Source organism: Cyanobium sp. LEGE 06113, from assembly GCF_015207615.1.
Genome location: NZ_JADEWM010000002.1, coordinates 366,944 through 387,539, shown reverse-complemented (window position 1 = coordinate 387,539; position 20,596 = coordinate 366,944). Strand labels below are relative to the sequence as shown.

28 protein-coding genes and 4 pseudogenes are annotated in these 20,596 nt (G+C 65.2%); 20 read left to right on the top strand and 12 right to left on the bottom strand.

What is annotated here, in order from left to right:
• Window positions 1-585, bottom strand: a 585-nt coding sequence (locus tag IQ220_RS06135) for an HNH endonuclease (protein ID WP_228008895.1), incomplete at its 3' end; no start/stop codon positions are given.
• Between the two features lie 188 nt (window positions 586-773).
• On the opposite strand from IQ220_RS06135, the gene IQ220_RS06130 reads away from it, so the two are divergent.
• Together IQ220_RS06130 and IQ220_RS06125 are read left to right on the top strand one after the other, a co-directional pair.
• Window positions 774-1,007 carry a DUF433 domain-containing protein gene (locus tag IQ220_RS06130; protein WP_193913627.1) on the top strand — a complete coding sequence of 78 codons (234 nt, stop codon included), beginning with the start codon at window positions 774-776 and terminating at the stop codon, window positions 1,005-1,007.
• Window positions 1,004-1,261 (top strand): annotated as a pseudogene (locus tag IQ220_RS06125) (DUF5615 family PIN-like protein); the annotation flags it as partial. The gene IQ220_RS06130 and the pseudogene IQ220_RS06125, both read left to right, overlap by 4 nt.
• Here the strand turns inward: IQ220_RS06125 and IQ220_RS16475 are convergent.
• The gene (locus IQ220_RS16475) at window positions 1,189-1,512 is read right to left on the bottom strand and encodes a hypothetical protein (RefSeq protein ID WP_370566350.1); all 324 of its coding nucleotides are present in this window, start codon (window positions 1,510-1,512) and stop codon (window positions 1,189-1,191) included. The pseudogene IQ220_RS06125 and the gene IQ220_RS16475 overlap by 73 nt on opposite strands.
• Here IQ220_RS16475 and IQ220_RS15625 point away from each other — a divergent pair.
• Together IQ220_RS15625 and IQ220_RS06115 are read left to right on the top strand one after the other, a co-directional pair.
• Entirely contained in the window at window positions 1,432-1,896 is a 465-nt protein-coding gene (locus IQ220_RS15625; RefSeq protein WP_228008945.1) for a hypothetical protein, read from the top strand. The genes IQ220_RS16475 and IQ220_RS15625 overlap by 81 nt on opposite strands.
• Before the next feature lie 113 nt (window positions 1,897-2,009).
• A complete protein-coding gene (locus IQ220_RS06115) occupies window positions 2,010-2,243 on the top strand; it encodes an addiction module protein (protein ID WP_186699901.1) in 234 nt (77 codons plus the stop codon).
• 80 nt (window positions 2,244-2,323) lie between these two features.
• Here IQ220_RS06115 and IQ220_RS06110 read toward each other — a convergent pair whose 3' ends face one another.
• The 3 genes from IQ220_RS06110 to IQ220_RS06100 all read right to left on the bottom strand — a co-directional run bounded on the left by IQ220_RS06110 (window position 2,324) and on the right by IQ220_RS06100 (window position 3,615).
• Complete coding sequence (locus tag IQ220_RS06110) at window positions 2,324-2,677, bottom strand: hypothetical protein (protein ID WP_193913623.1); 354 nt, start codon at window positions 2,675-2,677, stop codon at window positions 2,324-2,326.
• A gap of 237 nt (window positions 2,678-2,914) precedes the next feature.
• Window positions 2,915-3,217, bottom strand: coding sequence for a type II toxin-antitoxin system RelE/ParE family toxin (locus IQ220_RS06105; RefSeq protein ID WP_228008894.1), 303 nt, complete (start codon window positions 3,215-3,217; stop codon window positions 2,915-2,917).
• A 2-nt stretch (window positions 3,218-3,219) separates the two neighbouring features.
• On the bottom strand, window positions 3,220-3,615 hold the full coding sequence (locus IQ220_RS06100) for an addiction module protein (RefSeq protein ID WP_193913621.1): 396 nt from the start codon (window positions 3,613-3,615) through the stop codon (window positions 3,220-3,222).
• Between the two features lie 205 nt (window positions 3,616-3,820).
• Between IQ220_RS06100 and IQ220_RS06095 the strand changes: the two genes are divergently transcribed.
• From IQ220_RS06095 to IQ220_RS06080, 4 genes are all read left to right on the top strand, one after another.
• Entirely contained in the window at window positions 3,821-4,453 is a 633-nt protein-coding gene (locus IQ220_RS06095) for a DUF433 domain-containing protein (RefSeq protein WP_193913619.1), read from the top strand.
• A gap of 20 nt (window positions 4,454-4,473) precedes the next feature.
• Entirely contained in the window at window positions 4,474-4,815 is a 342-nt protein-coding gene (locus IQ220_RS06090) for a DUF5615 family PIN-like protein (RefSeq protein WP_193913617.1), read from the top strand.
• 420 nt (window positions 4,816-5,235) lie between these two features.
• Window positions 5,236-5,448 (top strand): type II toxin-antitoxin system HicB family antitoxin, encoded by a 213-nt coding sequence (locus tag IQ220_RS06085; RefSeq protein ID WP_193913615.1) that lies wholly within the window; start codon window positions 5,236-5,238, stop codon window positions 5,446-5,448.
• Window positions 5,449-5,450: 2 nt separating this feature from the next.
• Window positions 5,451-5,675, top strand: a complete 225-nt coding sequence (locus tag IQ220_RS06080) for a type II toxin-antitoxin system HicA family toxin (RefSeq protein WP_193814413.1) — start codon at window positions 5,451-5,453, stop codon at window positions 5,673-5,675.
• Window positions 5,676-5,729: 54 nt separating this feature from the next.
• Here the strand turns inward: IQ220_RS06080 and IQ220_RS06075 are convergent, their stop codons facing one another.
• Together IQ220_RS06075 and IQ220_RS06070 are read right to left on the bottom strand one after the other, a co-directional pair.
• Window positions 5,730-5,891, bottom strand: coding sequence for a HEPN domain-containing protein (locus tag IQ220_RS06075; RefSeq protein WP_228008891.1), 162 nt, complete (start codon window positions 5,889-5,891; stop codon window positions 5,730-5,732).
• Window positions 5,878-6,360 carry a nucleotidyltransferase domain-containing protein gene (locus IQ220_RS06070; RefSeq protein WP_193913611.1) on the bottom strand — a complete coding sequence of 161 codons (483 nt, stop codon included), beginning with the start codon at window positions 6,358-6,360 and terminating at the stop codon, window positions 5,878-5,880. Before IQ220_RS06070 ends, IQ220_RS06075 begins: the two co-directional genes overlap by 14 nt.
• Window positions 6,361-6,481: 121 nt before the next feature.
• Here IQ220_RS06070 and IQ220_RS06065 point away from each other — a divergent pair, with 121 nt between their 5' ends.
• The 3 genes from IQ220_RS06065 to IQ220_RS15620 all read left to right on the top strand — a co-directional run bounded on the left by IQ220_RS06065 (window position 6,482) and on the right by IQ220_RS15620 (window position 7,917).
• Window positions 6,482-6,775 carry a DUF1778 domain-containing protein gene (locus IQ220_RS06065; protein ID WP_193913609.1) on the top strand — a complete coding sequence of 98 codons (294 nt, stop codon included), beginning with the start codon at window positions 6,482-6,484 and terminating at the stop codon, window positions 6,773-6,775.
• Window positions 6,772-7,272, top strand: a complete 501-nt coding sequence (locus IQ220_RS06060) for a GNAT family N-acetyltransferase (RefSeq protein ID WP_193913607.1) — start codon at window positions 6,772-6,774, stop codon at window positions 7,270-7,272. Before IQ220_RS06065 ends, IQ220_RS06060 begins: the two co-directional genes overlap by 4 nt.
• Before the next feature lie 78 nt (window positions 7,273-7,350).
• A complete protein-coding gene (locus tag IQ220_RS15620) occupies window positions 7,351-7,917 on the top strand; it encodes a DUF4926 domain-containing protein (RefSeq protein WP_228008890.1) in 567 nt (188 codons plus the stop codon).
• A 12-nt stretch (window positions 7,918-7,929) separates the two neighbouring features.
• On the opposite strand, the gene IQ220_RS06045 is transcribed toward IQ220_RS15620, so the two are convergent.
• A complete protein-coding gene (locus IQ220_RS06045) occupies window positions 7,930-8,361 on the bottom strand; it encodes a hypothetical protein (protein ID WP_193913605.1) in 432 nt (143 codons plus the stop codon).
• A gap of 164 nt (window positions 8,362-8,525) precedes the next feature.
• Between IQ220_RS06045 and IQ220_RS06040 the strand changes: the two genes are divergently transcribed.
• Together IQ220_RS06040 and IQ220_RS06035 are read left to right on the top strand one after the other, a co-directional pair.
• The gene (locus IQ220_RS06040; protein WP_193913603.1) at window positions 8,526-8,792 is read left to right on the top strand and encodes a nucleotidyltransferase family protein; all 267 of its coding nucleotides are present in this window, start codon (window positions 8,526-8,528) and stop codon (window positions 8,790-8,792) included.
• Between the two features lie 40 nt (window positions 8,793-8,832).
• A complete protein-coding gene (locus IQ220_RS06035) occupies window positions 8,833-9,141 on the top strand; it encodes a DUF86 domain-containing protein (protein ID WP_193913742.1) in 309 nt (102 codons plus the stop codon).
• 810 nt (window positions 9,142-9,951) lie between these two features.
• Here the strand turns inward: IQ220_RS06035 and IQ220_RS06030 are convergent.
• A complete protein-coding gene (locus IQ220_RS06030) occupies window positions 9,952-10,110 on the bottom strand; it encodes a hypothetical protein (RefSeq protein WP_186700906.1) in 159 nt (52 codons plus the stop codon).
• 147 nt (window positions 10,111-10,257) lie between these two features.
• On the opposite strand from IQ220_RS06030, the gene IQ220_RS06025 reads away from it, so the two are divergent.
• The 3 genes from IQ220_RS06025 (at window position 10,258) to IQ220_RS06015 (ending at window position 14,284) form a co-directional block, all read left to right on the top strand.
• Window positions 10,258-12,393 (top strand): cation-translocating P-type ATPase, encoded by a 2,136-nt coding sequence (locus tag IQ220_RS06025; RefSeq protein ID WP_193913601.1) that lies wholly within the window; start codon window positions 10,258-10,260, stop codon window positions 12,391-12,393.
• 396 nt (window positions 12,394-12,789) lie between these two features.
• Window positions 12,790-13,347, top strand: coding sequence for a hypothetical protein (locus IQ220_RS06020; RefSeq protein ID WP_193913599.1), 558 nt, complete (start codon window positions 12,790-12,792; stop codon window positions 13,345-13,347).
• A gap of 7 nt (window positions 13,348-13,354) precedes the next feature.
• Window positions 13,355-14,284, top strand: coding sequence for a hypothetical protein (locus IQ220_RS06015; protein WP_193913597.1), 930 nt, complete (start codon window positions 13,355-13,357; stop codon window positions 14,282-14,284).
• Between the two features lie 443 nt (window positions 14,285-14,727).
• Here the strand turns inward: IQ220_RS06015 and IQ220_RS06010 are convergent, their stop codons facing one another.
• Window positions 14,728-15,126: a rhodanese-like domain-containing protein gene (locus IQ220_RS06010; protein ID WP_228008889.1), complete on the bottom strand. Its 399-nt coding sequence runs from the start codon at window positions 15,124-15,126 to the stop codon at window positions 14,728-14,730.
• Between the two features lie 523 nt (window positions 15,127-15,649).
• Here IQ220_RS06010 and IQ220_RS06005 point away from each other — a divergent pair.
• A complete protein-coding gene (locus tag IQ220_RS06005) occupies window positions 15,650-16,078 on the top strand; it encodes a DUF3122 domain-containing protein (protein WP_228008888.1) in 429 nt (142 codons plus the stop codon).
• A 56-nt stretch (window positions 16,079-16,134) separates the two neighbouring features.
• Window positions 16,135-16,671 carry an isoprenylcysteine carboxylmethyltransferase family protein gene (locus tag IQ220_RS06000; RefSeq protein WP_193913592.1) on the top strand — a complete coding sequence of 179 codons (537 nt, stop codon included), beginning with the start codon at window positions 16,135-16,137 and terminating at the stop codon, window positions 16,669-16,671.
• Between the two features lie 68 nt (window positions 16,672-16,739).
• On the opposite strand, the gene IQ220_RS05995 is transcribed toward IQ220_RS06000, so the two are convergent.
• Both IQ220_RS05995 and IQ220_RS16470 read right to left on the bottom strand, forming a co-directional pair.
• Window positions 16,740-17,804, bottom strand: a complete 1,065-nt coding sequence (locus IQ220_RS05995) for an IS3 family transposase (protein ID WP_193913590.1) — start codon at window positions 17,802-17,804, stop codon at window positions 16,740-16,742.
• Window positions 17,761-17,961, bottom strand: a pseudogene (locus IQ220_RS16470) (transposase); the annotation flags it as partial. The pseudogene IQ220_RS16470 and the gene IQ220_RS05995, both read right to left, overlap by 44 nt.
• 170 nt (window positions 17,962-18,131) lie before the next feature.
• Between IQ220_RS16470 and IQ220_RS05990 the strand changes: the two are divergent.
• Both IQ220_RS05990 and cydB read left to right on the top strand, forming a co-directional pair.
• Window positions 18,132-19,540: pseudogene (locus IQ220_RS05990) on the top strand (cytochrome ubiquinol oxidase subunit I).
• Window positions 19,541-19,542: 2 nt separating this feature from the next.
• Window positions 19,543-20,544 (top strand): annotated as a pseudogene (gene cydB / locus IQ220_RS05985) (cytochrome d ubiquinol oxidase subunit II).
• Window positions 20,545-20,596: the final 52 nt, after the last annotated feature.

Below are 20,596 nucleotides of genomic sequence, written 5' to 3'. Positions count from 1 at the left end.
ATCTGGTGAGCGTTGAGGGGAGCAGGCATGGCCCGGTGCCCTGCGCATGGCAACCGGATTCAGCTGATCCACTCCAGAGCGGTCAACCTGTTTGGCGCGACCCCTCAACCAGATTGTCGTCGGACAGTCGGAGCCGCCGTGGTTTCTGGGCACGATGTGATCCACCTCCAGGGCTCGCTGGTGCTCGTGTGCCCCGCAGCACTCGCAGCGGCCTCGGGCGCGGGTGAGCACCCGGTACTTGATCGAGCCGCTGATCGGCGTGCGGTGGCGGCTCCTGTGGGCGAACACCTCCTCGCCCCGCTGCTGGCGGAACGCATCGAGGCGCTGGCGGCACAGCTCCAGCAGCTGGTCGCGTTCGGCATCGCTCAGCTCGTCGCCGCCCACCAGGGCGTAGGTGCCCCTCTCGCAGCGGGTGATGCCGTTGCCCGTGAGCACCTTGCCCACCATGCGTTTCACGCGTTCCGTGTAGTAGTCGATCTGGGTCACGTCTTCCCCCAGGATCCGGCGGGCTACGTCCTGCGCCGGGGCGGGGCTGCGGCGCCCTAGGAGTTCCATGAGCATCAGCGGTTGGTAGATGTGGCTCATGCGCATGCGTTCGGCGATTTAGTGCCGCAGGCGCTCGTAGGCGGCGGAGGGGGGCGGGGGCATGGGGGGATGCTGGCTGGGGGGTGAACATGTAAGGGGAGACCCACCAAGGACCCATGTCAGCGCCAAATCCAGCCGATCGTCATGAGCCTCTGTGCCGCTTAGGCTGGAAAACCCAGGGAGCCGCCATGACAGACCAGCTTGGTCGCATCACCATCGACCCTGAGATCTGTCACGGGAAGCCAACGATCCGCGGGTTGCGTTATCCCGTGGAGATGATACTTGAATTGCTGTCTGCAGGAATGAGTGCGTCGGAAATTCTTGCCGATTACCCTGATCTTGTGGCTGCCGACATCACAGCAGTGCTGGAGTACGCAACTCAGCTGTCACGAGTTCAGCGCATTGAACTTCTCTCTGCATGAGAATCCTGCTGGATGCCCAGCTGCCTCGATCTCTTGTTCGGCCTCTGGAGGCATTGGGATGCGATGTTCTGCATACCCTTGATCTACCTGCAGGCAATCGCAGCTCCGATCGGGTGATTTCCGCCATCGCGAATCGTGATCAACGTGTTGTCTTCAGCAAGGATGCTGATTTTGTTCGCAGTCATCTGTTGCGCGGCACTCCAGCCAGGCTCCTGGTTGTCGCCACGGGCAACATCGGCAACCCGGATCTCACTGCGTTGCTGCTTCGTGCTCTGCCGGAGCTGATCCACCTGTTCGAAAGCCACGTCCTCATTGAGTTGAGTCGGAAGGCATTGGTTGTCAGGCTCTGAACCTCAGCTCGTCCTCCAGCCGCACCCGGCCGCTGCCCTCCAGCGTGCAGAACACACAGCCCGCCTCGCGCGGGATGGCGCTTGCCGGCATTGCAGTGGAAGCCGAGGGCCTGCAGGTTGCTGAGGTCGTCGGAACCGCCCTGGTTCCTGGGCACGATGTGGTCCACCTCCAGGGCCCGCTGGTGCTCATGGGCTCCGCAGCACTCGCAGCGGCCTCTGGCGCGAGTGAGCACCCGGACTTTGATCGAGCCGCTGATCGCTGTGCGGTGGCGGCTCCTGTGGGCGAACACCTCCTCACCCCGCTGCTGGCGGAAGGCATCAAGGCGCTGGCGGCAGAGCTGCAGCAGCTGGTCGCGCTCGGCGTCGCTCAGCTCCTCGCCGCCCACCAGGGCGTAAGTGCCCTTCTCGCAGAGGGTGATGCCGTTGCCGGTGAGCACCTTGCCTACCATGGACTTACCAGGATCCGGCGGGCCACGTCCTGCGCGGGGGCGGGGCTGCGGCGGGGGCGGGGGCATGGGGGCATCCTGGCTGGGGTGTGACGGGGGTGGCACCTGTCAGGAGGACAACAGCCCTCTGGACTCCTGGCCTGCTTCGTTTTGCTGACTGCATTGGTTCTAAAATCCATGCCATGCCCCTTTGGAGGCCTCGGCTGATGGCGGCGAATCTTCCCCTGGGCCAGATGAGTCTGGAAGACAAACTTGAGGCGATGGAACTCCTATGGGCGGATCTCTCCGCCACGCCCGATCAGGTCGTATCGCCTGCCTGGCATCGCGATGAATTACGGCGGCGCCGCAACCAGCTGGAGCAGGGTTCCGCCCGGTTTCAGTCTTGGAACGACGCCATGACTGACCTCAAGGCCGAGCTTCGTGGATATCAGGCTCCTTGATGCGGCCAGGGATGATCTCCGGAACGGTTGGTTGTTCTATTTGCGCTTTACGACGTGATGGAGGCGACGAGTATCGACATCTACGCCATCCTCGATTGTCGTCGCGATCCGATCTGGATTCGCGCTCGCCTTGGGGCGACTCGGCCTTCTCCATGAGGCCGAAGAACAGGGCCTGCAGCATGCCGATGGCCTCGGAATGCGTCGAGACGTTCCCAGCAGAGCTCAAGCAGTTCGTCGCGTCGTGGCTCCGCCACGATGGCCTTCGGCCAGGTACCGCCATCGCTCAACTCGTCGCCGCCGATCAGGCTGTCGTGGCCATCGTCATCGGCGGTGATGCCGTTGAAGGTGAACCCGGCCCACCATGCGCTTGCCAGGATCCGCCGGGCGGTGGTCTGCCGCAGGCGAAGGAAGGCAGCAGAGGGGCTGGAGGCCATGGAGCGATGCTGGCGGCTGCGGGGCGACCGGGCCAGGTTTTGTTTTGGGCGGCCCGTCAAGCAGGAGCCCCAGCTGGGATCCCTTCTGGCGTGGCTGTGATGCGGCTGCAGGGAGCCTGGCTCCGGGTGTGGCTGAGCTGCTCCAGTGCTGGACCTTCGCTCGCAGCACGCCTCGGCCAGGGAAACAAGGGCTCCAGCCACATCTGATGGTGGTTATGGCCTCGGAGACCACCCATCTCAAGGTGTGGAGCGTTGTCGCCAGAGCTTTGGGTCGCGGCCGCAATGCAGCACGGCCAGCACCACGATGCTGTTCTGCTCGGGAACCGGCAGGTAGATGACGCCGTAGGGGAAGCGCCGGATCAGGGCTCGACGGGTGCTGCGGTAGCCCACGGCGTAGGCCTCAGGGTTGCTGCGGATGCGATGGAAGGTCACGCGCACCTGTTCCAGAAAAAGCCGACCCAGGCCCTGCTCCTGAGCTTCGTACCAGCGGGCCGCAGCCTCGAGATCGAGCTGGGCTTCGGGGCGGAGCCGAAGCCTCATGTTCAGAGGGACTGCTCCAGGGAGTCCAGCACCGCATCTGCATCAAGGCCGGGGTCACCGTCCGCCAGGAAGCGCTCCAGCCGCTGATCGATCAGTTGGCGATCAGGTTCCGTGAGTTCTGGGCCGATCTGCTCGGCGGCGATGGAGTCCCAAAGGGTCTGCACCAGCTCCAGCCGTTGCGCCAGGGGCAGGGTCAGTAGGTCATTCACCACGCGCCGTGCCGGCAGGGCCGGAGACCAGATGGTTTCACCGTAGCGGGGGCCTGCAGATGCGTTGCTCTCGCAGCCCCCTGCGCTTGACCGGCAGCATGATGCCCCTGGCGTCTTGCCGCCGATCAAGCTGTCGTGGCCATCGCCGTAGGTCGTGATGCCGTTGCCGGTGAGCACCTTTCCCACCATCCGTTGCCCAGGATCCGTCGGGTCACGTCCTGCGCCGGGGCCGGGCATGGGGGTATCCAGGCGGGTGTGACGGGGGTGGCACTGATGTCTTGAGGACCCCTCTTCGGTTGGGCATGCCGGCCCCCTCAGGCCGGCCTTTGCTCACCAGCACCCCCGCCAGCCCTGAGTGTCTATACTCTGCTTCAGGCTGAACCATGGTTTTGCGATGGCTTCTGACCTCACCCCCGCCGTCGGTGCCGCCCTGCTCGCAGCAGATGCCCGCCTGCTCGCTCAGGAATACCGCCGCGTGCTGGCTCCATCGGGATCGCCTTCCTCTGCAGGCCCGTTGCGGCTTGGCTTTCGCGAGCTCCTCTACTTCCAGGTGGTCAGCAGTCTGAGCGCCGAGGGCCTGCAGCTCTCCCCTGACCAGAAGCGTGAGGTTTTCCGTGTGTTGACCGTGAAGACTCACCGGTTGCCTGAGGGCCTGCCCCGGCGACAGGTAGCCCAAGGGGGCTGGTCCCGTGGCCCCGGTGAGCTGCGCAAGACAGGTGCCGTTCCCTTCCGTTTCGACCTCCTCGGCGTGAGCCGGGACCTGCGTTACCGCTATCGGCTCTACAGGCGGCCCCATTCCCTGGTGGAGAGCGTTCCGGCCGTCTGTTCTGGGCAGCCTGTGTTCCGGGGCACAAGGATTCCCGTGGCCGTGGTTGTGGAGCAGCTTCGCTCCGGCGTCAGCCGCAGCACGCTGGAAGAGGATTTCCCCCAGCTCAGCCGGCAGGCCCTCGATTACGCGCAGATCCAGGCACGCTTGCCCAAGCCTCCCGGCCGCCCTCGGCGCCCCCTCGCCCTGCAACGCGGCTGAAGGATCATGCCTTGAGGCTGTTGATCGACGAAAATCTCAGTCCGCGCCTGGCCCGCTGGGCCTGTGAACAGGAAATTCCGGCAGAGGCGGCTGTGCATGTCGGTCTTGCTGGCGCCAAGGATGACGCGGTCTTCGCCCATGCCCTGGCCCGCGGTCAGATTGTGGTCACGGTGAACGTGGGCGATTTCATTCGCTTGGCCGCCACCATGGAGGTGCACCCTGGGGTGATCGCCCTCAGGGAGGCTGGCTTGAGTGCGGAACAGCAGTGGCTCCGGGTCCAATCAGCTCTGCAGCTGATCCAACACGGGAAAGACACTGATCTGATCAATCGCGTGCTTGAGATCCAATCTGAAGCTGTGTAGGTGTGGCATGAGATTCCAGCCATCTGAGTCAATCCCTGCCGGTGCAACTCTGAGACCAACGATGGCCATGGCTTGTCGGCATTGCAGCAGAAGCAGAGCGCCTGCAGGATGCTGATGATCGCCGCGATGCCGTTGCCGGTGAGCCACGTCCTGCGCTGGGGCCGGGCTGTGGCGGCCCAGCTGTTCCATGAGCATCAGCGGTTGGTCGATGGGGCTCATGCGCATCTGCTTGGCGATGGTGTGCCTCAGGCGCTCGTAGGTGGGGGAGGGGTGCGAGGGCATGGGGGCATCCTGGCTGGGGTGTGACGGGGGGTGGCACCTGTGGGGCAGAAGCCCTGCGGCGATGCCATGCCCTTTGTCATCCCTTCGGAAAGACTTGGCGAGTTGCCTACGATGAATCCACTGAAGGCAGCAGAGACTGTGCGTACGTTCTCCGCCGTGATCGAGCGCTGCGCGGACACGGGCCTGCTTGTGGGCTACGTCCCTGGCTTCCCCGGCGCTCATAGCCAGGGGGAGACCCTTGATGAGCTGCAGGCCAACCTCCAGGAGGTGATCACCATGCTCCTGGAGGACGGCGAGCCGGCCCTGGAAAGCGACTTCGTGGGCCTGCAGCAGATCGTGGTGCCGGCCTGAACGTGGGCTCAACCCCCGTCCTCAAGTCCTCTGAGGTGGCGGACATTCTTCGGAAGCTGGGCTTCGATGTGGTTCGCCAACGCGGCTCCCATCTGCAGTTTCGTGATCCTCGCGGACGCTGCACCACAGTTCCTGTCCACAGGGGACGTGATATCTCTCCCCCGCTGCTTCGTCAGATCGCCAAGGACATCGGCATGACCCTGGAGCAGTTCCTCAGCCACCGCTGAGCCCCGAATCGGTGATGTGGCGCAGGCGACGCAGTTCGTGGGTGAGTGGTGATCTCAGGCGAGTTGCAGCAGCCAGGCTTTGAGGGTCTTCTCCAGACACTGCTGCGCGGCCCAGCCCCAGCTGGCTTTCTCCACCTCTGGATCCTGCAGACGGCGGGCCATCCTGAGGTCGCGGCGGGCGATGCGCAGCAGCCGCAGCGCTTCAGGCCTGGCCATCGAGCAGAACGCCCTCTCGTAGGGCCTCATACATCAGGGAGCCTGGCTCCTTGGCTCGGCGGGCCACTTCGCTGCTCGAGTGGAGCACCAGGTCGACCGACAGATCCGGCTGGGCCACGGCACCCCAGAGGTCAGCGAGCAGCGCAAAGCGGTCGCGCTGCGCCAGCCAGGCATCAGGCACGGTGATCAGCAGGTCCACATCGGAGTCGGCCCGGCCATCACCGCGGGTCCTCGATCCGTAGCCGCAGGCTTCTCCGCAGGAGTACAGACGCACGTTGGCAGCAGGGATCAGCTCGCGAATGCCGGCAACCATGCCCGCCAGCCTCGGCTCGATCGGTTTGGAGGCTGTCGTGGAAGTCATGGGTCCATTCTGACGGCCACTGGCTTCGCCCGGTCGCAGGAACACCATCGCGGCGGTCTGGATGAACGCGCGCAGGCGCTCGTAGGTGGCGGAGGGTGGCCGGGGCATAGGCATCCTCGCTGGGGTGAGACGGGGGGTGGCACTGGTGGAGGGGAAGCCCTGCGGGACGCCCTTGCGTGCGTCGTTTGTACTAACGTTGTCGAGTGGCTCAATTGGGAGACGGTTCGCCATGGCTGCCATCGGAGCTTCGCCTCCTGCGCGCTCAGCCCGGCTCGGCCTGCGCGCCACGCCGGAGCAGGAAGCCGTGCTGCGCCGTGCCGCCGAGGTGACCCACAAGTCGCTCACCGACTTCGTCCTCGACAGTGCCTGTCTCGCTGCCGAGCAGGCGCTCCTTGATCAGCGCCTGTTCATGGTCTCGGGCTCCCAGGCCAAGGCCCTGATGGATCTGCTGGACCGCCCCGAACAGGCCAAAGAGGGTCTGCGTGATCTGTTCGCCCGACAGGCACCCTGGGACGCCCATTGACCTGGCGGCCGCCGCAGCCGCTGGCCGTCCAGCACCAGCTGGAAGGCTTTGCCTGCGGCAGGCCCGCAATGAATCACTGGCTACTGCACCATGCCCGCCAGGCCCAGACCAGTGGCTCAGCCAGAACGTTCGTCGTCGCAGGCGACGAGAATCACGTCGCCGGCTACTTCAGCCTCGCCGTGGGCCAGGTCGACACGTTGGAGGCCCCAGAGCGCATCCGTCAGGGCATGGGGCGATTTCCGCTGCCGGTGGTCATCCTGGCCAGGCTCGCCGTGTCAAGGGAGAACCATGGACGTGGCATCGGTGTCGGGATGCTTCAGGACGCGATCCGTCGGACGCTGGTGATCGCCGAGCAGGCCGGAATTCGGGCGATCCTGACCCATCCCATCGACGAAGACGCGGCACACTTTTACACCCGGTTCGGATTCACCCCATCGCCGCTGCGCCAGCAGCAACTGCTTCTGCTCCTCAAGGACGCGAGGAAGATCCTCCGGTGAGCAATGGGGGCATCCGGCTGGGTGAGACGGGGGTGGCACTGGTGGAGGAGAAGCCCCGGCGATCAGCCTGGCCCACGGATGCTCCCCCATACAGACCACGCGATCGTTGACGAAGCCAAGATCGACGACGACCTGCTCTCAGACACGCATCCAGTTGGTCGCTTCAAGGCCAGGGTATTTCGTTCACTCGGCTACACCGTTGAATCTGGGACACGACTTCGTGATGATCTGCTCCACCATGGGCAGACTGGGAAGGTTCAACGGATCGAGATGAGCGCCTATGGGATGAAAGTAGCCATCAGTGCCACTTTGAAAGGCCCCAACGGAGCATCCAGGCCATTCAGAACGGTCTGGCTGATCCCCGATCATTCCTGGCAGCCAAGGCTCGTCACCGCATTTCCGGAGGTAGTCATGTTCGTCTTGCACCAGACAGTTGCTCTCACCCACGACATACCTGATGCTGGTCTGCGGTTGGGCGATCTCGGTGCTGTCGTAGCTCTACACGACTCTGCTAACTACGAGGTTGAGTTTGTTGCCGCTTCGGGACGCACCCAATCGCTGTTGACGCTTTCAAGGAGCAGCCTCCGAGCAATTGGTGATCAGGATCTGATCGCTGTGCGTTCGCTGGCGACTGCCAAGCATTGAGTTTCGGACCTGCTACGCGATCCCAGCCATCCGCCCGGTGATGAGCTCCAGCGCGCAGAACACACAGCCTGCTTCGCGGTGGCCTTGCTGGCCTGCACACCGCGGAAGCAGAGCGCCTGCAGGTTTCTGATGGCGTCGGAGCCGCCCTGTTGTCACCGAGCCGGTGATCGGGCTGCGGCGGGCAAACACCTCTTCGCCGCGCTGCTCACGGAAGGCATCGAGGCGCTGGCGGCACAGCTGCTGCAGCTCCTCGCGCTCGTGTAGCTCAGTTCGTCGCCGCCGATCAGGTTGTAGGCGCCGTTGCCGTAGGCGGTGATGCCGTAGAAGCTGAACCCGGCCCACCAATGTGCTTGCCAGGATCCGCCGGGCCACGTTGTGCGCGGGGGCGGGGCTGCGGCAGCCCAGGAGTTCCATGGGCATCAGCGGTTGGTCGATGGGGCTCATGCACATGCGCTTGGGGATGAACTACCGCAGGCGCTGGTAGGTGGTGGAGGGGGGCGGGGGCATGCAGCCAGAGTGGCCCGTGGCCTTGGCGGGAGCCAGTGGCGGGCAGCAGAATGGGAGCCATGGATCCCAGACAGCCCCCCACGCTTCTGCGGCTCAGGCAGATGGCCCCCGAGCTGCTCGCCCTCACAGCCGCCCACGGTGGCCGGGATCTTCGCGTTTTCGGCTCCGTGATCCACGGGGCGGCAGGGCTGCAGAGCGACGTGGACCTGCTGGTGGATTTCCCCTCCAGCCCCAGTTTTGAGCAGTACATGGACCTCAAGCTGGCCCTGGAAGACCTGCTCAGCGCTCGGGTGGACCTGGTGACGCGCCGCGGACTTCGCCCTGAACTGCGGCAGCGGATCGAGCAGGAGGCCGTTGCTCTTGCCTGAAGGGGGGAGTGCCCGTAATTGGTCGCTGTTCCTCCAGGACATGCAGCTGTGCTGCTCCAAAGTGCTCCGATACAGCCAGGGGCTCACCCGCCAGCACTTTCTTGCTGACGAGATGGTGGTTGACGCCGTACTGCGCAACCTGGAGGTTCTTGGTGAAGCGGGAATGCAGATCCCGCCGGCGGTCCGCGAGCGGCACCCCGATGTGCCCTGGCGACGCATTGCTGGCCTCCGCGGTGTTCTGGCGCATGCCTATTTCGACCTGGAAGACGACACCATCTGGCAGATTGTTTCCGAGAGCATTCCAGCCCTGGCTAACCAGTTGGACCAAGTGATTGAGGCTGAGCTCTGATGGCGGCTGGTGCGCCGTTCGCGTTGCGCAGAGCCATCCCCAGCTGTTCAGCTCCTGATCACACGCAAACTCAACCCGGACTTTCACCGAGCCGCTGATCGGGCTGCGGTGGTGGGCAAACACCTCTTCGCCAGGCCACTTCCTGCGCCGGGGCGGGGCCGCCTCTTGGCAGGCAACACCGTGGCCCAGCAGTTCCAGGAGCATGAGGAGTTGGTCGATGGGGCTCATGCGCATCCCCTCGGCGATGAACGCGCGCAGGCGCTGGTAGGTGGCGGAGGGGCTGGTGTCAATGGAGCGATGCTGGCGGCTGCCGGGCGCCTGGGCCAGGTTTTGTGTTGGGCGGCCCGTCAGGCCATCGCCATTGATGGAATCCCTTCTGGCGTGGGAGTGCTGCGGCTGAAGCCAACACGGCTCCGGGGGGTGGTGTGCCGCCCCAGTCCCTTTGCCCAGTCAGGGGCGGCATCCCGCTCACCGCCGCAAGACTGGTGCCATTGGAGGGCGCTATGCAGGAAATCCTTTTCATTGTTGAGGAAGCGGAGGATGGCTCCTACCGGGCCAGCGCAGCTGCCGCCGCGAATGATCCGCGACGCGGTCGTCTGACACTTCGATCCCGGCGAGGCGTCACCCTTGATGCGACTCCACGTTGATACCGGCCTGCCGCAGAATCGCCCCGAAGGTGTCTTCCGGCCTGACACCAGGAAGGCCAGATCCAGCAAGATGATCACCCCGATGCTGATCAAGACACCGCAAGGGACGCTCCCTTCTTGCGCGTCTCGTCTTGCTCGTCTCGCAGTCGTGGACCCTCAGCGCCTATCCCACGCCACCGGGGCCGAGCGAGCGCAGCATGGCCCAGAGGCTGCCGCCGGCTTCGGGGCGCTCCACGCCACGGTTCAGAAACCACATGGCGCCTGCCATGGCGTTGAGCCCCAGCACGGCCAGCCACACCGTCCATCCTTCCGGCAGCTTCATGGCCTTCACTTCTGGCAACGGCACCCATCATCTCCGCTGGGGCTGACATGCCCCCCTTGGCTGGTCCAGCTCCGCGATGCGCGGCTGCCATCCAGCCAGGCTGAAGTTCCACCAGGCTGGCTACGGACCCCAGCCCCGCCCGATCCGATGGTCAGCCCGCCTACCCCCTCCGGCCTGGGACCTGACGGCGAGGTGTGGTGGATCCCTGCCCTCGATTGCGCCACGGAGGAACTGGAGATTCGCCAGGCCCTCAGCGATGTGGCCGGCATTGCTGAGCTGCGCTTCCAGCTGGCCAGCCACAGCCTGCTGATCCGCGCCGATGCGGCCGCCCTGGCCCAGGCGGAGCTGCTCCTGCAGCGTCTCGGCTACCCGCCCCAGCGGCTGGAGGGCACTGCGGCATCCACGCCCCGGGTCGCTCCGGTGCCCTGGGCCAGGATGCTTCTGGCCCTGCTGCTCGCTGCCGCCGCCGAGGCCGTGAATGTGCTGGTGCCGGGCTCCGCGGCGCAGCAGGCCCTGGTGCTGGGGCTGTCGGCGAGCGCCATTGGCCTGGCAGGACTGGCGGTGTACCTCAAGGGACTGGCTGCCCTGCGCCAGGGGCGGCTCAACATCAACGCCCTGATGGCTGTGGCGGTGAGCGGGGCCTTCCTGATCGGTCACTGGCCGGAAGCCGGCATGGTGATGGCCCTCTACGCCCTGGCCGAGGCGCTGGAGGCCCAGGCGGCAGACCGGGCCCGCCAGGCCATCGGCAACCTGATGCAGCTGGCCCCCGAGCTGGCCACGGTGGAGTTACGGCCTGGGGAGTGGGCCCGCACCGAAGTGGGCCACGTGGTGGTGGGGCAACGGCTGCGGGTGGAGCCCGGCGAGCGGATTCCCCTCGACGGGGTGGTGCTCAGCGGCCGCAGCGCCGTCAACCAGGCCCCGGTGACCGGCGAGAGCCTGCCGGTGGACAAGGCCAGCGGTGATGCGGTGTTTGCCGGCACTCTGAACACCGACGGCGCCCTGGAGATCCGCTCCACCTGCACGGCGGCCACCAGCACCCTGGCCCGGATCATTCACGCGGTGGAGGAGGCCCAGGCCTCACGGGCGCCCATCCAGCGCTTTGTGGATCGCTTCGCGGCGCGCTACACGCCTGTGGTGTTTCTGCTGGCGCTCTTGGTGGCCCTGCTGAGCCCGGTGCTGCTGGGGCTCACACCGCTCGAGGCGGTGTACCGGGCCCTGGTGCTGCTGGTGATCGCCTGCCCCTGTGCCCTGGTGATCGCCACCCCGGTCACCCTGGTGAGTGGACTCACCGCCGCCGCCCGGCGCGGCATCGTGATCAAGGGCGGCCTCCACCTGGAGCAGGCCCGCAATCTGCGCCTGCTGGCCTTCGACAAGACCGGCACCCTCACCACCGGCCGCCCCAGGCTGGAGGCCTTCGAGGTGATCGACAGCCGCATCCCCGCCGGCCAGCTGCGCCGGTGGGCCGCCTCCCTCGCCTGCCGTTCGGACCACCCCATCTCCCGCGCCATCGCGGCGGGGCTGGATGCTGAGCGGCTGCCGGTGGAGGAGCTGAGCGCCAGCGGCGGCCGTGGTCTGAGCGGCCTGGTGGAGGGTCGGCCCCTGTGGCTCGCCAGCCACCGCTGGATTCAGGAGCTGGGTCTGGACACCCTGGAGCTCAGCGACAGGATCAGGCAGCAGCAGCAGCGGGCCCGCAGCGTCAGCCTGTTGGCCGACGCCCAGGGCGTGCTGGCTCTCTGCGGCTCGGCCGATCCGCTTCGCCCCAGCGCCGCCAGGGCCGTGGAGCGCCTGAAGCACCTCGGCCTCAAGCTGGTGATGCTCAGTGGCGACAACGCCCTCACGGCTGAGCTGGTCGGCCGGCAGGCTGGCATCGAGCGGGTTCACAGCGGCCTGCTGCCGGAGCAGAAGCTGGAGCTGGTGCTCGCTCTGCAACAGGAGGGACCCACCGGCATGGTGGGCGATGGCATCAATGACGCGCCCGCCCTGGCCGGGGCGACGGTGGGCTTTGCCATGGGCGCCGCCGGCAGTGACACCGCCATGGACACCGCCGATGTGGTGGTGATGGACGACGACCCGAACCGTCTGGCCGACACCATCCTTCTGTCGCGGCAGACCTGGCGGGTGCTCTGGCAGAACATCGGCCTTGCCCTCGGCATCAAGGCGGCCTTTCTGCTGCTCACCCTCACGGGCAGCGCCACCATGTGGCAGGCCGTTGTTGCCGACATGGGCACCAGCCTGCTGGTGATCGCCAACGGCCTGCGCCTGCTGCGTCAGCGCTGGGCCTGAGCCTTGGACGCTGGCCGAGGTGTGAACCTTCGATCCTGGAGCTCGCTGGCTTCATCAAAGCCGAACATCTCGAGCCAGGTCTCCGCTGCGCGCCGCAGGGTGAATCCCTGGGTGGTCATCAGCCGTTGGATCTGATCCTGAGCCCAGGAACCGCGGCCCAGAGCAGGAACCTGCCCTGTGAGCTCATCGCAGACAGCATGGTTGTGACCGATCCAGTCACTGGTCAGGGCGCAGATGGGACATCCCGATAGCCGGACGGTTGGCTTGCTCCCACCAGTCCATTGCTGCGCCAGTGTCATGGCCATGCTGATCTCGCGCTCGACGGGGAAAGAATGTGTTGAAAAAGGGGGTGGGGTTCTGCTCTCTTGGATCCCCTAACGGTTATCGTTCCCCGTCATGGATGAAGGCACCATGGAACCCAATCCGTCAACGGATCCATCCCTCTGCCTGCCGCCCGGTCTGGTCTCGGGATTTCGCCGCGCTGGATCGGTTCTGGCGGGTCTCGCCACCAGCGCCCTGGCCCTGGCCCTCCCGGCTGCGGCGAACGGCGGCACGCTCTACAGCCTCACCACCCGCTGCCTCGTCGGGGATGAGGAGCAGCCTTGCCGCATTGAGGCCATCGGTGGCCAGGGCGTCACGGTCTACCGCCACATCATTGACAGCACAGTCACCTCAATCCGTCTGATCGACTCCCCTGAGGGGGCACAGATCTGGGATCACACCGCCAAGGCCTGGACGGGTCTGAGCGCGCTGAGCATGGATTTCGGCAACAACGAACTCTGTTTCCAGTCCAAGGACGCCGCCTCGATCTGCACCCTGAATCCCAATTACTTCGCCAGCCTTCGTGCCCAGTTTCCAGACCTCCAACGCGATGTGATCAAGGCCACCTTTGATGCCGACGGACGCATCGCGGCCATTTGCTACACGAGGGAAGCCTGCGATCAGGGGTTCTGAGATCTCCATGAACACCTTGATCAGCACCACCTCCGCCAGCCTGGCCCTGATCGCCGCTCTCCAGCCTGGAGCCCTCTCCGCCGGCCTCAGCCCCCGCCCTGAGCCTCAGGCTGAGCTGCGCGCCCAGTCCCAACGCCTCCGACGTCCCGATGGCGATGGTCGCGACCGGCGCGGAAGTGGCGAGCGGAGTTCGCCGAATCGTCCAGCCGACCCCCCCCGTCGGCCTTCTCAAGGCCGCAGCAATGAGCGCGGCGGTGGGCCCAGCTCTGGCCGGGCCAGCGGGCGCAGCAGTGGCCGAGGCAACGACCTGGTGCTGCGACCACCGAGGGGTCTGGGCTCCGGCAGCCAGAGACCAGCCGGCGGCTGGGTCGACCGCAACCCCGGCTCCGGCAACTTCCGCTCGTCCCGCAACAACGCCGTTTCGCTGCCGGCCCGCACCGGCCGCTCTGTGGCCACGGGATCCTCCCGCTGGCGCCGGCCGATCTATTCGCGGCCGGTGATTGCCGGCAACACCGTCAACGTCTCGCGCTCCACCTGGGTGGGACCGTCCTGGTCCAGCCGGCGGCCCTGGTCTCATGGCTGGTATGGCAGCGGCTGGTCGGACAGCCGCCCCAGCTGGTGGTGGTGGAACGGCTCCTCGGTGATCTGGGGGATCAGCCAGGTGGCTTCGGCGGCGATCATCGCCAACGCCGTGAACAATGCCGTGAGCACCAACAGTGATTCGATCCCTGTTTCGAACAGTGCCTACCGGTTGCGCTTCGGTTCGGTGCAACCCATCGGCAGCAAGGGCGTGGAGTTCCTGTTTGATTACGACGGACGCATCTTCTCAGCCACGGCCGACTGCCAGCGAGGGGAACTCAATGGGGAGCGCCCCTATACCCCGGCTGAAGCCGAACTGCTCAATGCGGCCTGTGCCGTGGCTTTTGCGTCGTTCTGAACAAGCCCCAAACTCTCAGGATGTTCACCGATGAAACTTCTATCAAGTCTGATGGCTTGCTTCTTCCGCTTCTGTGGCGAACACTGATTCGCTCAACCAAGCGCGCTAAGCGTGATGCGCTCCTGCATGTAGGCGATGGCTTCCGCCTCCACTCGCTGCAGCGGAATGCCCTTGAGATCAGAGACAGGCCGAAACCCGGCAACTCTGAGCTACTCCATTGCAGGCTGAATCGAAACCTGCGTTCGCCCATGGCGGCTGGAACGGGATGACGGTGAAGGGATGAGACTGCTGGCCCTGAATGACAGCGAGCTGACGGGGGGTGGGCAGATTGAGGGCGCTGATCAGGAGGCGGCCGCTGCTGGTGATCATGACGCTCAAAGCTTTCAAAGCTGAGCCGCATGGGGTGCATCTTTGGCCATGGGATCTGGGCGACGGCGCAGCAGTCAGGCCTGAGCCACGCCAGCCTGAATCTCGCCAGAGGGATCCAATCGGGATATGGGCTCACCGGCTGACTGCCAGCCGGCAAAGCTGGGCGGGAATCCCCTGACCTGATCAAATCCCTGCAACTGGAGTGCCATCACTCCCATCGCTGATCGGTAGCCCGTCGAGCAATACAACACCACGGCTTGATCCGTGGGGATGAGGTCGAGGCGGTGCTCGAGATCCTTGAGAGGAATGTTGATGGCTCCTGGGATATGTCCTGCCTGGTATTCAGAGGGCTGGCGCACATCAACCAGCAAGGCCTCGTCACTTCCGATCAGGCGCTTTAAGGCTGGAACTGTGCGAACAGCGTAATAGTCTCCCGGCATGGAAACGAGATAACGATCAACGGCGCTCTCCAATGTGGGCTCAGGTGGCGTGGAAGCAGCATGGCAATCGGCTGAGCTCCCACGCCAAGCAGAACGCAGGCCATCAGGATCAGGCCAACAACCGCCGTTCCAAGTGATATCCAGATGCGCTGGTGCCAGATGGGACGGTCTTGATCATGATCGTCTTGAAACGGTTTCATTGCTCTTGCCTGGCTCGGCCACGCCGGCCCCTGGAGTTGCAGGGTGAAACTCCTGTGCACATTGCACTCGTGCATCGCCATCCGTGAGGGAGGCAGGGAGGTTGTCGTCATCGTCAGACATGAGAACGGGATGGGCTGGAGCCGCAGGAGGCGCTGATGGACCCGCACCAGCGGGGGCTCGACCTGGCACCCGATCCTCCTGTTAACACAGTAGCGTTGAACGACGTTATGTTGCGATAGGCGTTATGGGCATTCCTGTTGCCGTGGATCGAGGGGCTGGCCGCCCGGGTCACTGCTGCTCGCCTTGGCCCTTGCTGAGGTCAGTGGCTGCAGCTGTTCTGCTTGCTCTGGTGTTGATGCTGCTGCCACTCCAGGCCACGGCAGCGGACGATCCGCTGCGCTGGAGCCTCACCGACTCCTCGGGCCATCTCTGGGGCCTGACCCTGTTTGAGCAGCCCGATCCCGCCTACCCAGCCGGCTGGCGCCTGCGCCTGAACGCCCGCTCACCCGGGCAGGCGGTGGATCACCAGCGGCCGCTGCTGCTGAGCGATGCACTCGGCGGCGACTGGCTGCTGCCGAACCGCAGTGGGGAATTGGTGGCCCTCGGAGCGGCGGATCTCCCTGAGACCTCGGCCCAGTTCGACGCCGACGCCATGGAACCGAGGCCGAGTGAGGTGCTGCCGCTGCGGCTGCAGGTGCCGACCGATGACCGGGAGGGCGCCGTGAAGGTGATGCTGCCACCCGACGTGGTGCAGGTCCTGCATGGCCTGCCTCCGCACCGCTGACATCACTGGGCTGAAGCCATGAGCTCCCCCCCCCCCCTGTTTCAACCAACCTCACGATGCCGAGCCACCTCAACGAACGACTGCAGAAATGGGGCTTCTCCTGGGAAGGTCTGCGGAACAACCGCCATGGCGAGTGGTGGGTGCTGGCCCAGATGATCCTGATCTCCGCCCACTGGCTGCCACCAACGCCTGCCCCGGCGGCACTGGGGATTCACTGGCCGCTGGCGATGCGACTGATCGCTGGGTTCACGATCCTGACCGGCCTGTTCATCGGCGGCCAGGGAGCTCTGAACCTGGGGGACAGTCTCAGTCCGCTGCCCGAACCGATCGCCGGAGCGCCCCTGGTCACCGAAGGCGCCTACGCCCGCTGCCGCCATCCCCTGTATCAGTCGCTGCTGCTCTGTTCCCTGGGGGTGACGCTGGCTCTCGGCAGCCTGCTGCATCTGGGCCTGCTGCTGGCCTTGGCGACCGTGCTCAGCCTGAAGGCCCGTCGCGAAGAACAGCGGCTGTGCTCCATGCACGCCACCTATGCCGCCTTCATGGCATCCACCCCGGCGATCATTCCCTTTGTTCCAGGTCTCGACTGGCGCTAGCCCCTGCCTGCAGCAGCCTCCGGTAGGCCAGCAACAACGTGGGGTTCCCCCGATTCCGTGGACACTGATCAGGGGTTCACAGGAGTGAGTGTACGGGCAGTGATGAACTGCTGCTCGTAGTCGATCGGACTTAGGTAACCGATCGTTGAATGGCGCCGTTCCCGGTTGTAGTAGCCCTCGATCCAGAAGGCCAGATCCCGCTGCAGCTGCTGGGGTGAGATCAAGGTGTCTCGATTGTCATCGAGACCGAGCTCCAGTTTCATGGTGGAGAAGAAGCTCTCCACCACAGCGTTGTCCCAGCAGCAGCCCTTGGCGGACATGCTGCGGACGATCTTGCGCTCCCTCAGCAGGTCGCCGTAGTCGGTGGCCCGGTACTGGCTGCCCTGATCCGTGTGCAGCAGCAGCTGCTCCGGTTCCACCTGCCGGTGGCCGAGAGCCCGGTTGAGGGCCTCAACCACCAGGGCGGCATCCATTCGCTGATCGAGCGCCCAGCCGACCACCCGGCGGCTGAACAGATCGATCCAGACGGCGAGGTAGCGCCAGCCGGCGGTGGTGCGGATGTAGGTGATGTCGCCCGCCCAGCAGCGATTTGGAGCCGGGGGCTGAAAGTCCTGCTGGAGCAGGTTCTCCACCACCCCAACGGCTCCTCTGCTGGCCCTGGAGCAGGGCCTGAACGGCTTGCGGGTCCTGGCCCTCAGCTCGGCCCGCTGCATGAGCCGGGCAACGCGGTGGCGCCCGATCCGCCGGCCTGAGGCCCGCAGCTCCTGGTGGATCCGGGGCGAGCCGTAGAAGCCCCGGTGCTCGCCGAACACCGCCTTGATCTCAGCGGTGATCAAAGCGTTCTCGGCCGCCCGCTTTCCCGGCGCCTCCTGCCGCTGCCGCCAGGCGTAGAAGCCGCTGCGGGCCACACCCAGCTGCCGGCACAACCAGGCCACCGAGTGCTGAGCGGCCAGCTGATCGATCAGGCGAAACCTCTCGGCGGCAGCTGCTCTTTCGCAAAGTGCGCTGCCGCCAGCCTGAAAAATCCTTCTCTCTCCTGAGCTCTCGAACCTCCTTGCGGAGCCGGCTGAGTTCAGCGCGCTCCTCGCTGGTGAGGAGGCCCTGGTCGCGGGGACCGGCCTGGCCTCGATCAATGCGGGCCTGCCGCACCCAGCGGGCCAGGCTGCTGGAGGGAAGACCAAGCCGCTCAGCGACGGCATTGCAGGAGAGGCCCTCCTGCAGGCAGAGCTCCACGGCCTCCGCTTTCTGCTGCGCCGTGAACCGACGCCTGGTTCTGGTGGGGTTGGTCATCGATGGACAGTCTGGTGGTCATGACGTGACCCTTACCGACCTGTCCTCAAAACCGGGGGAACCCCAACGCGACACAGGCAAGGCCATGGCAAGATTATGAGCTTAGGATCATAGGCACATGCTGGCGGGGTTTCTTCGCCTGAGCAAGTTTCCGTCGTTTCCCCTCGCCGATGCTCGCCACCTTTGATGTCGTGACCCTGTCGCGACTGCAGTTCGCCCTGACGGCGATCTTTCACATGCTCTGGCCCGTGCTGTCCACCGGCATGGCCATCTTTCTGGTGGTGCTCGAAGCCATCTGGCTGCGCACCGGCAATCCCCTCTATTACCGCCAGGCCCGTTTCTGGGCCAAGCTCTACGTGCTCAATTTCGGCATCGGCGTGGCCTCCGGGCTGCCGATGGAGTTCCAGTTCGGCACCAACTGGGCACCGCTTTCGGAGTTTGCCGGCGATTTCTTCGGTGCGGTGCTCGGCTTTGAGGGGGCGATGGCCTTCATGCTTGAGGCCGGGTTCCTCGGGATCATGTTATTCGGCTGGCACAAGGTGCCGCCGGTGATCCACTTCCTCTCCACTGTGATGGTGGCCTTCGGTGCCAACCTCTCGGTGTTCTGGATCCTCAGCGCCAACTCCTGGCTGCAGACCCCCGCCGGTGGCACGTTTACGGATGGACACTTCCACGTGCAGAACTATTTCGCCGCCATCAACAACCCCTTCATGGTCAAGAGTGTGATCCACATGGCCCTGGCCACAGTTGAAACCTCGATGCTGGTGGTGGCGGCGATCAGTGCCTGGTCGCTGCTGCGCAGGAAGGCGCCGGAGTTCTTCCTGTTCTCCTTCAAGCTGGCGCTGGTGATTCTGCTGGTGGTGGCGCCGATGCAGATCCTGGCCGGCCATGAGAGCGCCGTGCAGGTGGCCGAGCATCAACCCACCAAGCTGGCGGCGATCGAAGCCCTCTGGGACGACCAGGCCGCCGGCAGCTCCCCCGCCTGGAGCGTGCTGGCCGCTCCCGATGAGGCCAGCGGCGGTAACCGCTGGAGCCTGGAAGTGCCGGGAGCCTTCAGTTGGATCCTGGAGACGCGACCACGGCTCAGCCAGCCCGTGCGCGGGCTCAACAGCTGGCCCGCCGACCAGCGCCCCCGCATGGTGGGCCTGCTCTTCTATGCCTTCCGGCTGATGGTGGCGATCGGCCTGGCGGCGGCAGCCTGATGGCCCTCAGTCTGCTGCTGTGGTGGCGCGGTGGGCTCAACGCCGGCAGCTTTGAGCGCTGGCGGTGGTTCAGCTGGGCCTGGATCCTCTCGGCTCCCGCCGGCTATCTGGCCATCGAAGCGGGCTGGGTGGTGCGCTGCGTCGGCCGTCAGCCCTGGACCGTCTACGGGCAGCTGCGCACCGCCGATGCCGCTTCCGTGCTGCCGGTGGGCGAGGTGATCACCAGCCTGAGCACCTTCGCGGTGCTCTACAGCGTGCTGCTGGTGCTTGCGCTCTATTTCGGCTCCCGGATCATCGCCAAGGGGCCGGATCTCACGCTGGAGCCGCCCCATGGCCCCGGGGCCGACGCGGCCAGCCTCCCCACCCCGAGCGCCTGAGCATGGACTTTCTCGATGTGTTCATGCCCACGGTCTGGTTCGTGATCCTGGCGCTGTTCCTGCTGCTCTATGTGATTCTCGATGGCTTTGATCTGGGGGTTGGCATCCTCTCGCTCACCTCCCCGGGAGAAGAGCAGCGCACGATCCTGATGACCAGCCTCGGAAATGTGTGGGACGCCAACGAAACCTGGCTGGTGCTGATGGGCGGCGCCCTGTTCGGTGCCTTTCCACTGGCCTACGGCACCATCCTCTAGGCGCTCTACGCACCCATCTATCTCATGATCCTGGGGTTGATCCTGCGGGCGGTGGCCTTCGAATTCCGTGAGAACGCCGTCAACAAACGCCCCTGGAACCTGATGTTCGGGATCGGCAGTGTGCTGGCCGCCGCCTCCCAGGGCGTCTGCCTGGGCACGGTGCTGTCCGGCATCCCCACCGATGCCGCCGGCCACTTCACGGGCTCCGTGTGGATCTGGGTGAACCCCAGCAGCCTGCTGGTGGCGCTCACGCTCATCCAGGGCTATGTGCTGATCGGCTCCACCTACCTGATCATCAAAACCAGTGGCGAGCTGCAACGGTTGCACGTGCGCACCGCTCGCCTGGCGGCTGCAACCACGCTGCTGGGGGCTCTGGCGATCACATTCACGGCTCCGTTCGCCTCGGAAACCCTGCGTCAGCGTCTGTTTGATCCGGCCTTCCTGCCGTTCTTCGTGGTGCTGCCACTGCTGGGCGTGGCCCTGATCGTGCAGCTGTTCCGCAGCCTGGATTTGCAGCAGGAGGTGTGGCCATTTGTTTATACCGTGCTGCTCTTCATCCTGAGCTTCGCGGGGCTGGGGGTGATGGTGTTTCCGGCGGTTATTCCTCCATCGGTCACGATCTTTCAAGCCTCAGCATCGGTAACATCGCAGGTGTTCATGCTCACCTTTATCGGTGTACTGATACCCATCATGCTCTTCTACAACATCTACAACTACATCGCCTTCCGCGGCAAGGTTTCCACTGAATGAGCATCACCCTTCCCCGAGAGGGAAGCTGGCTGGCCCCCTGCGGGCGCTCTGA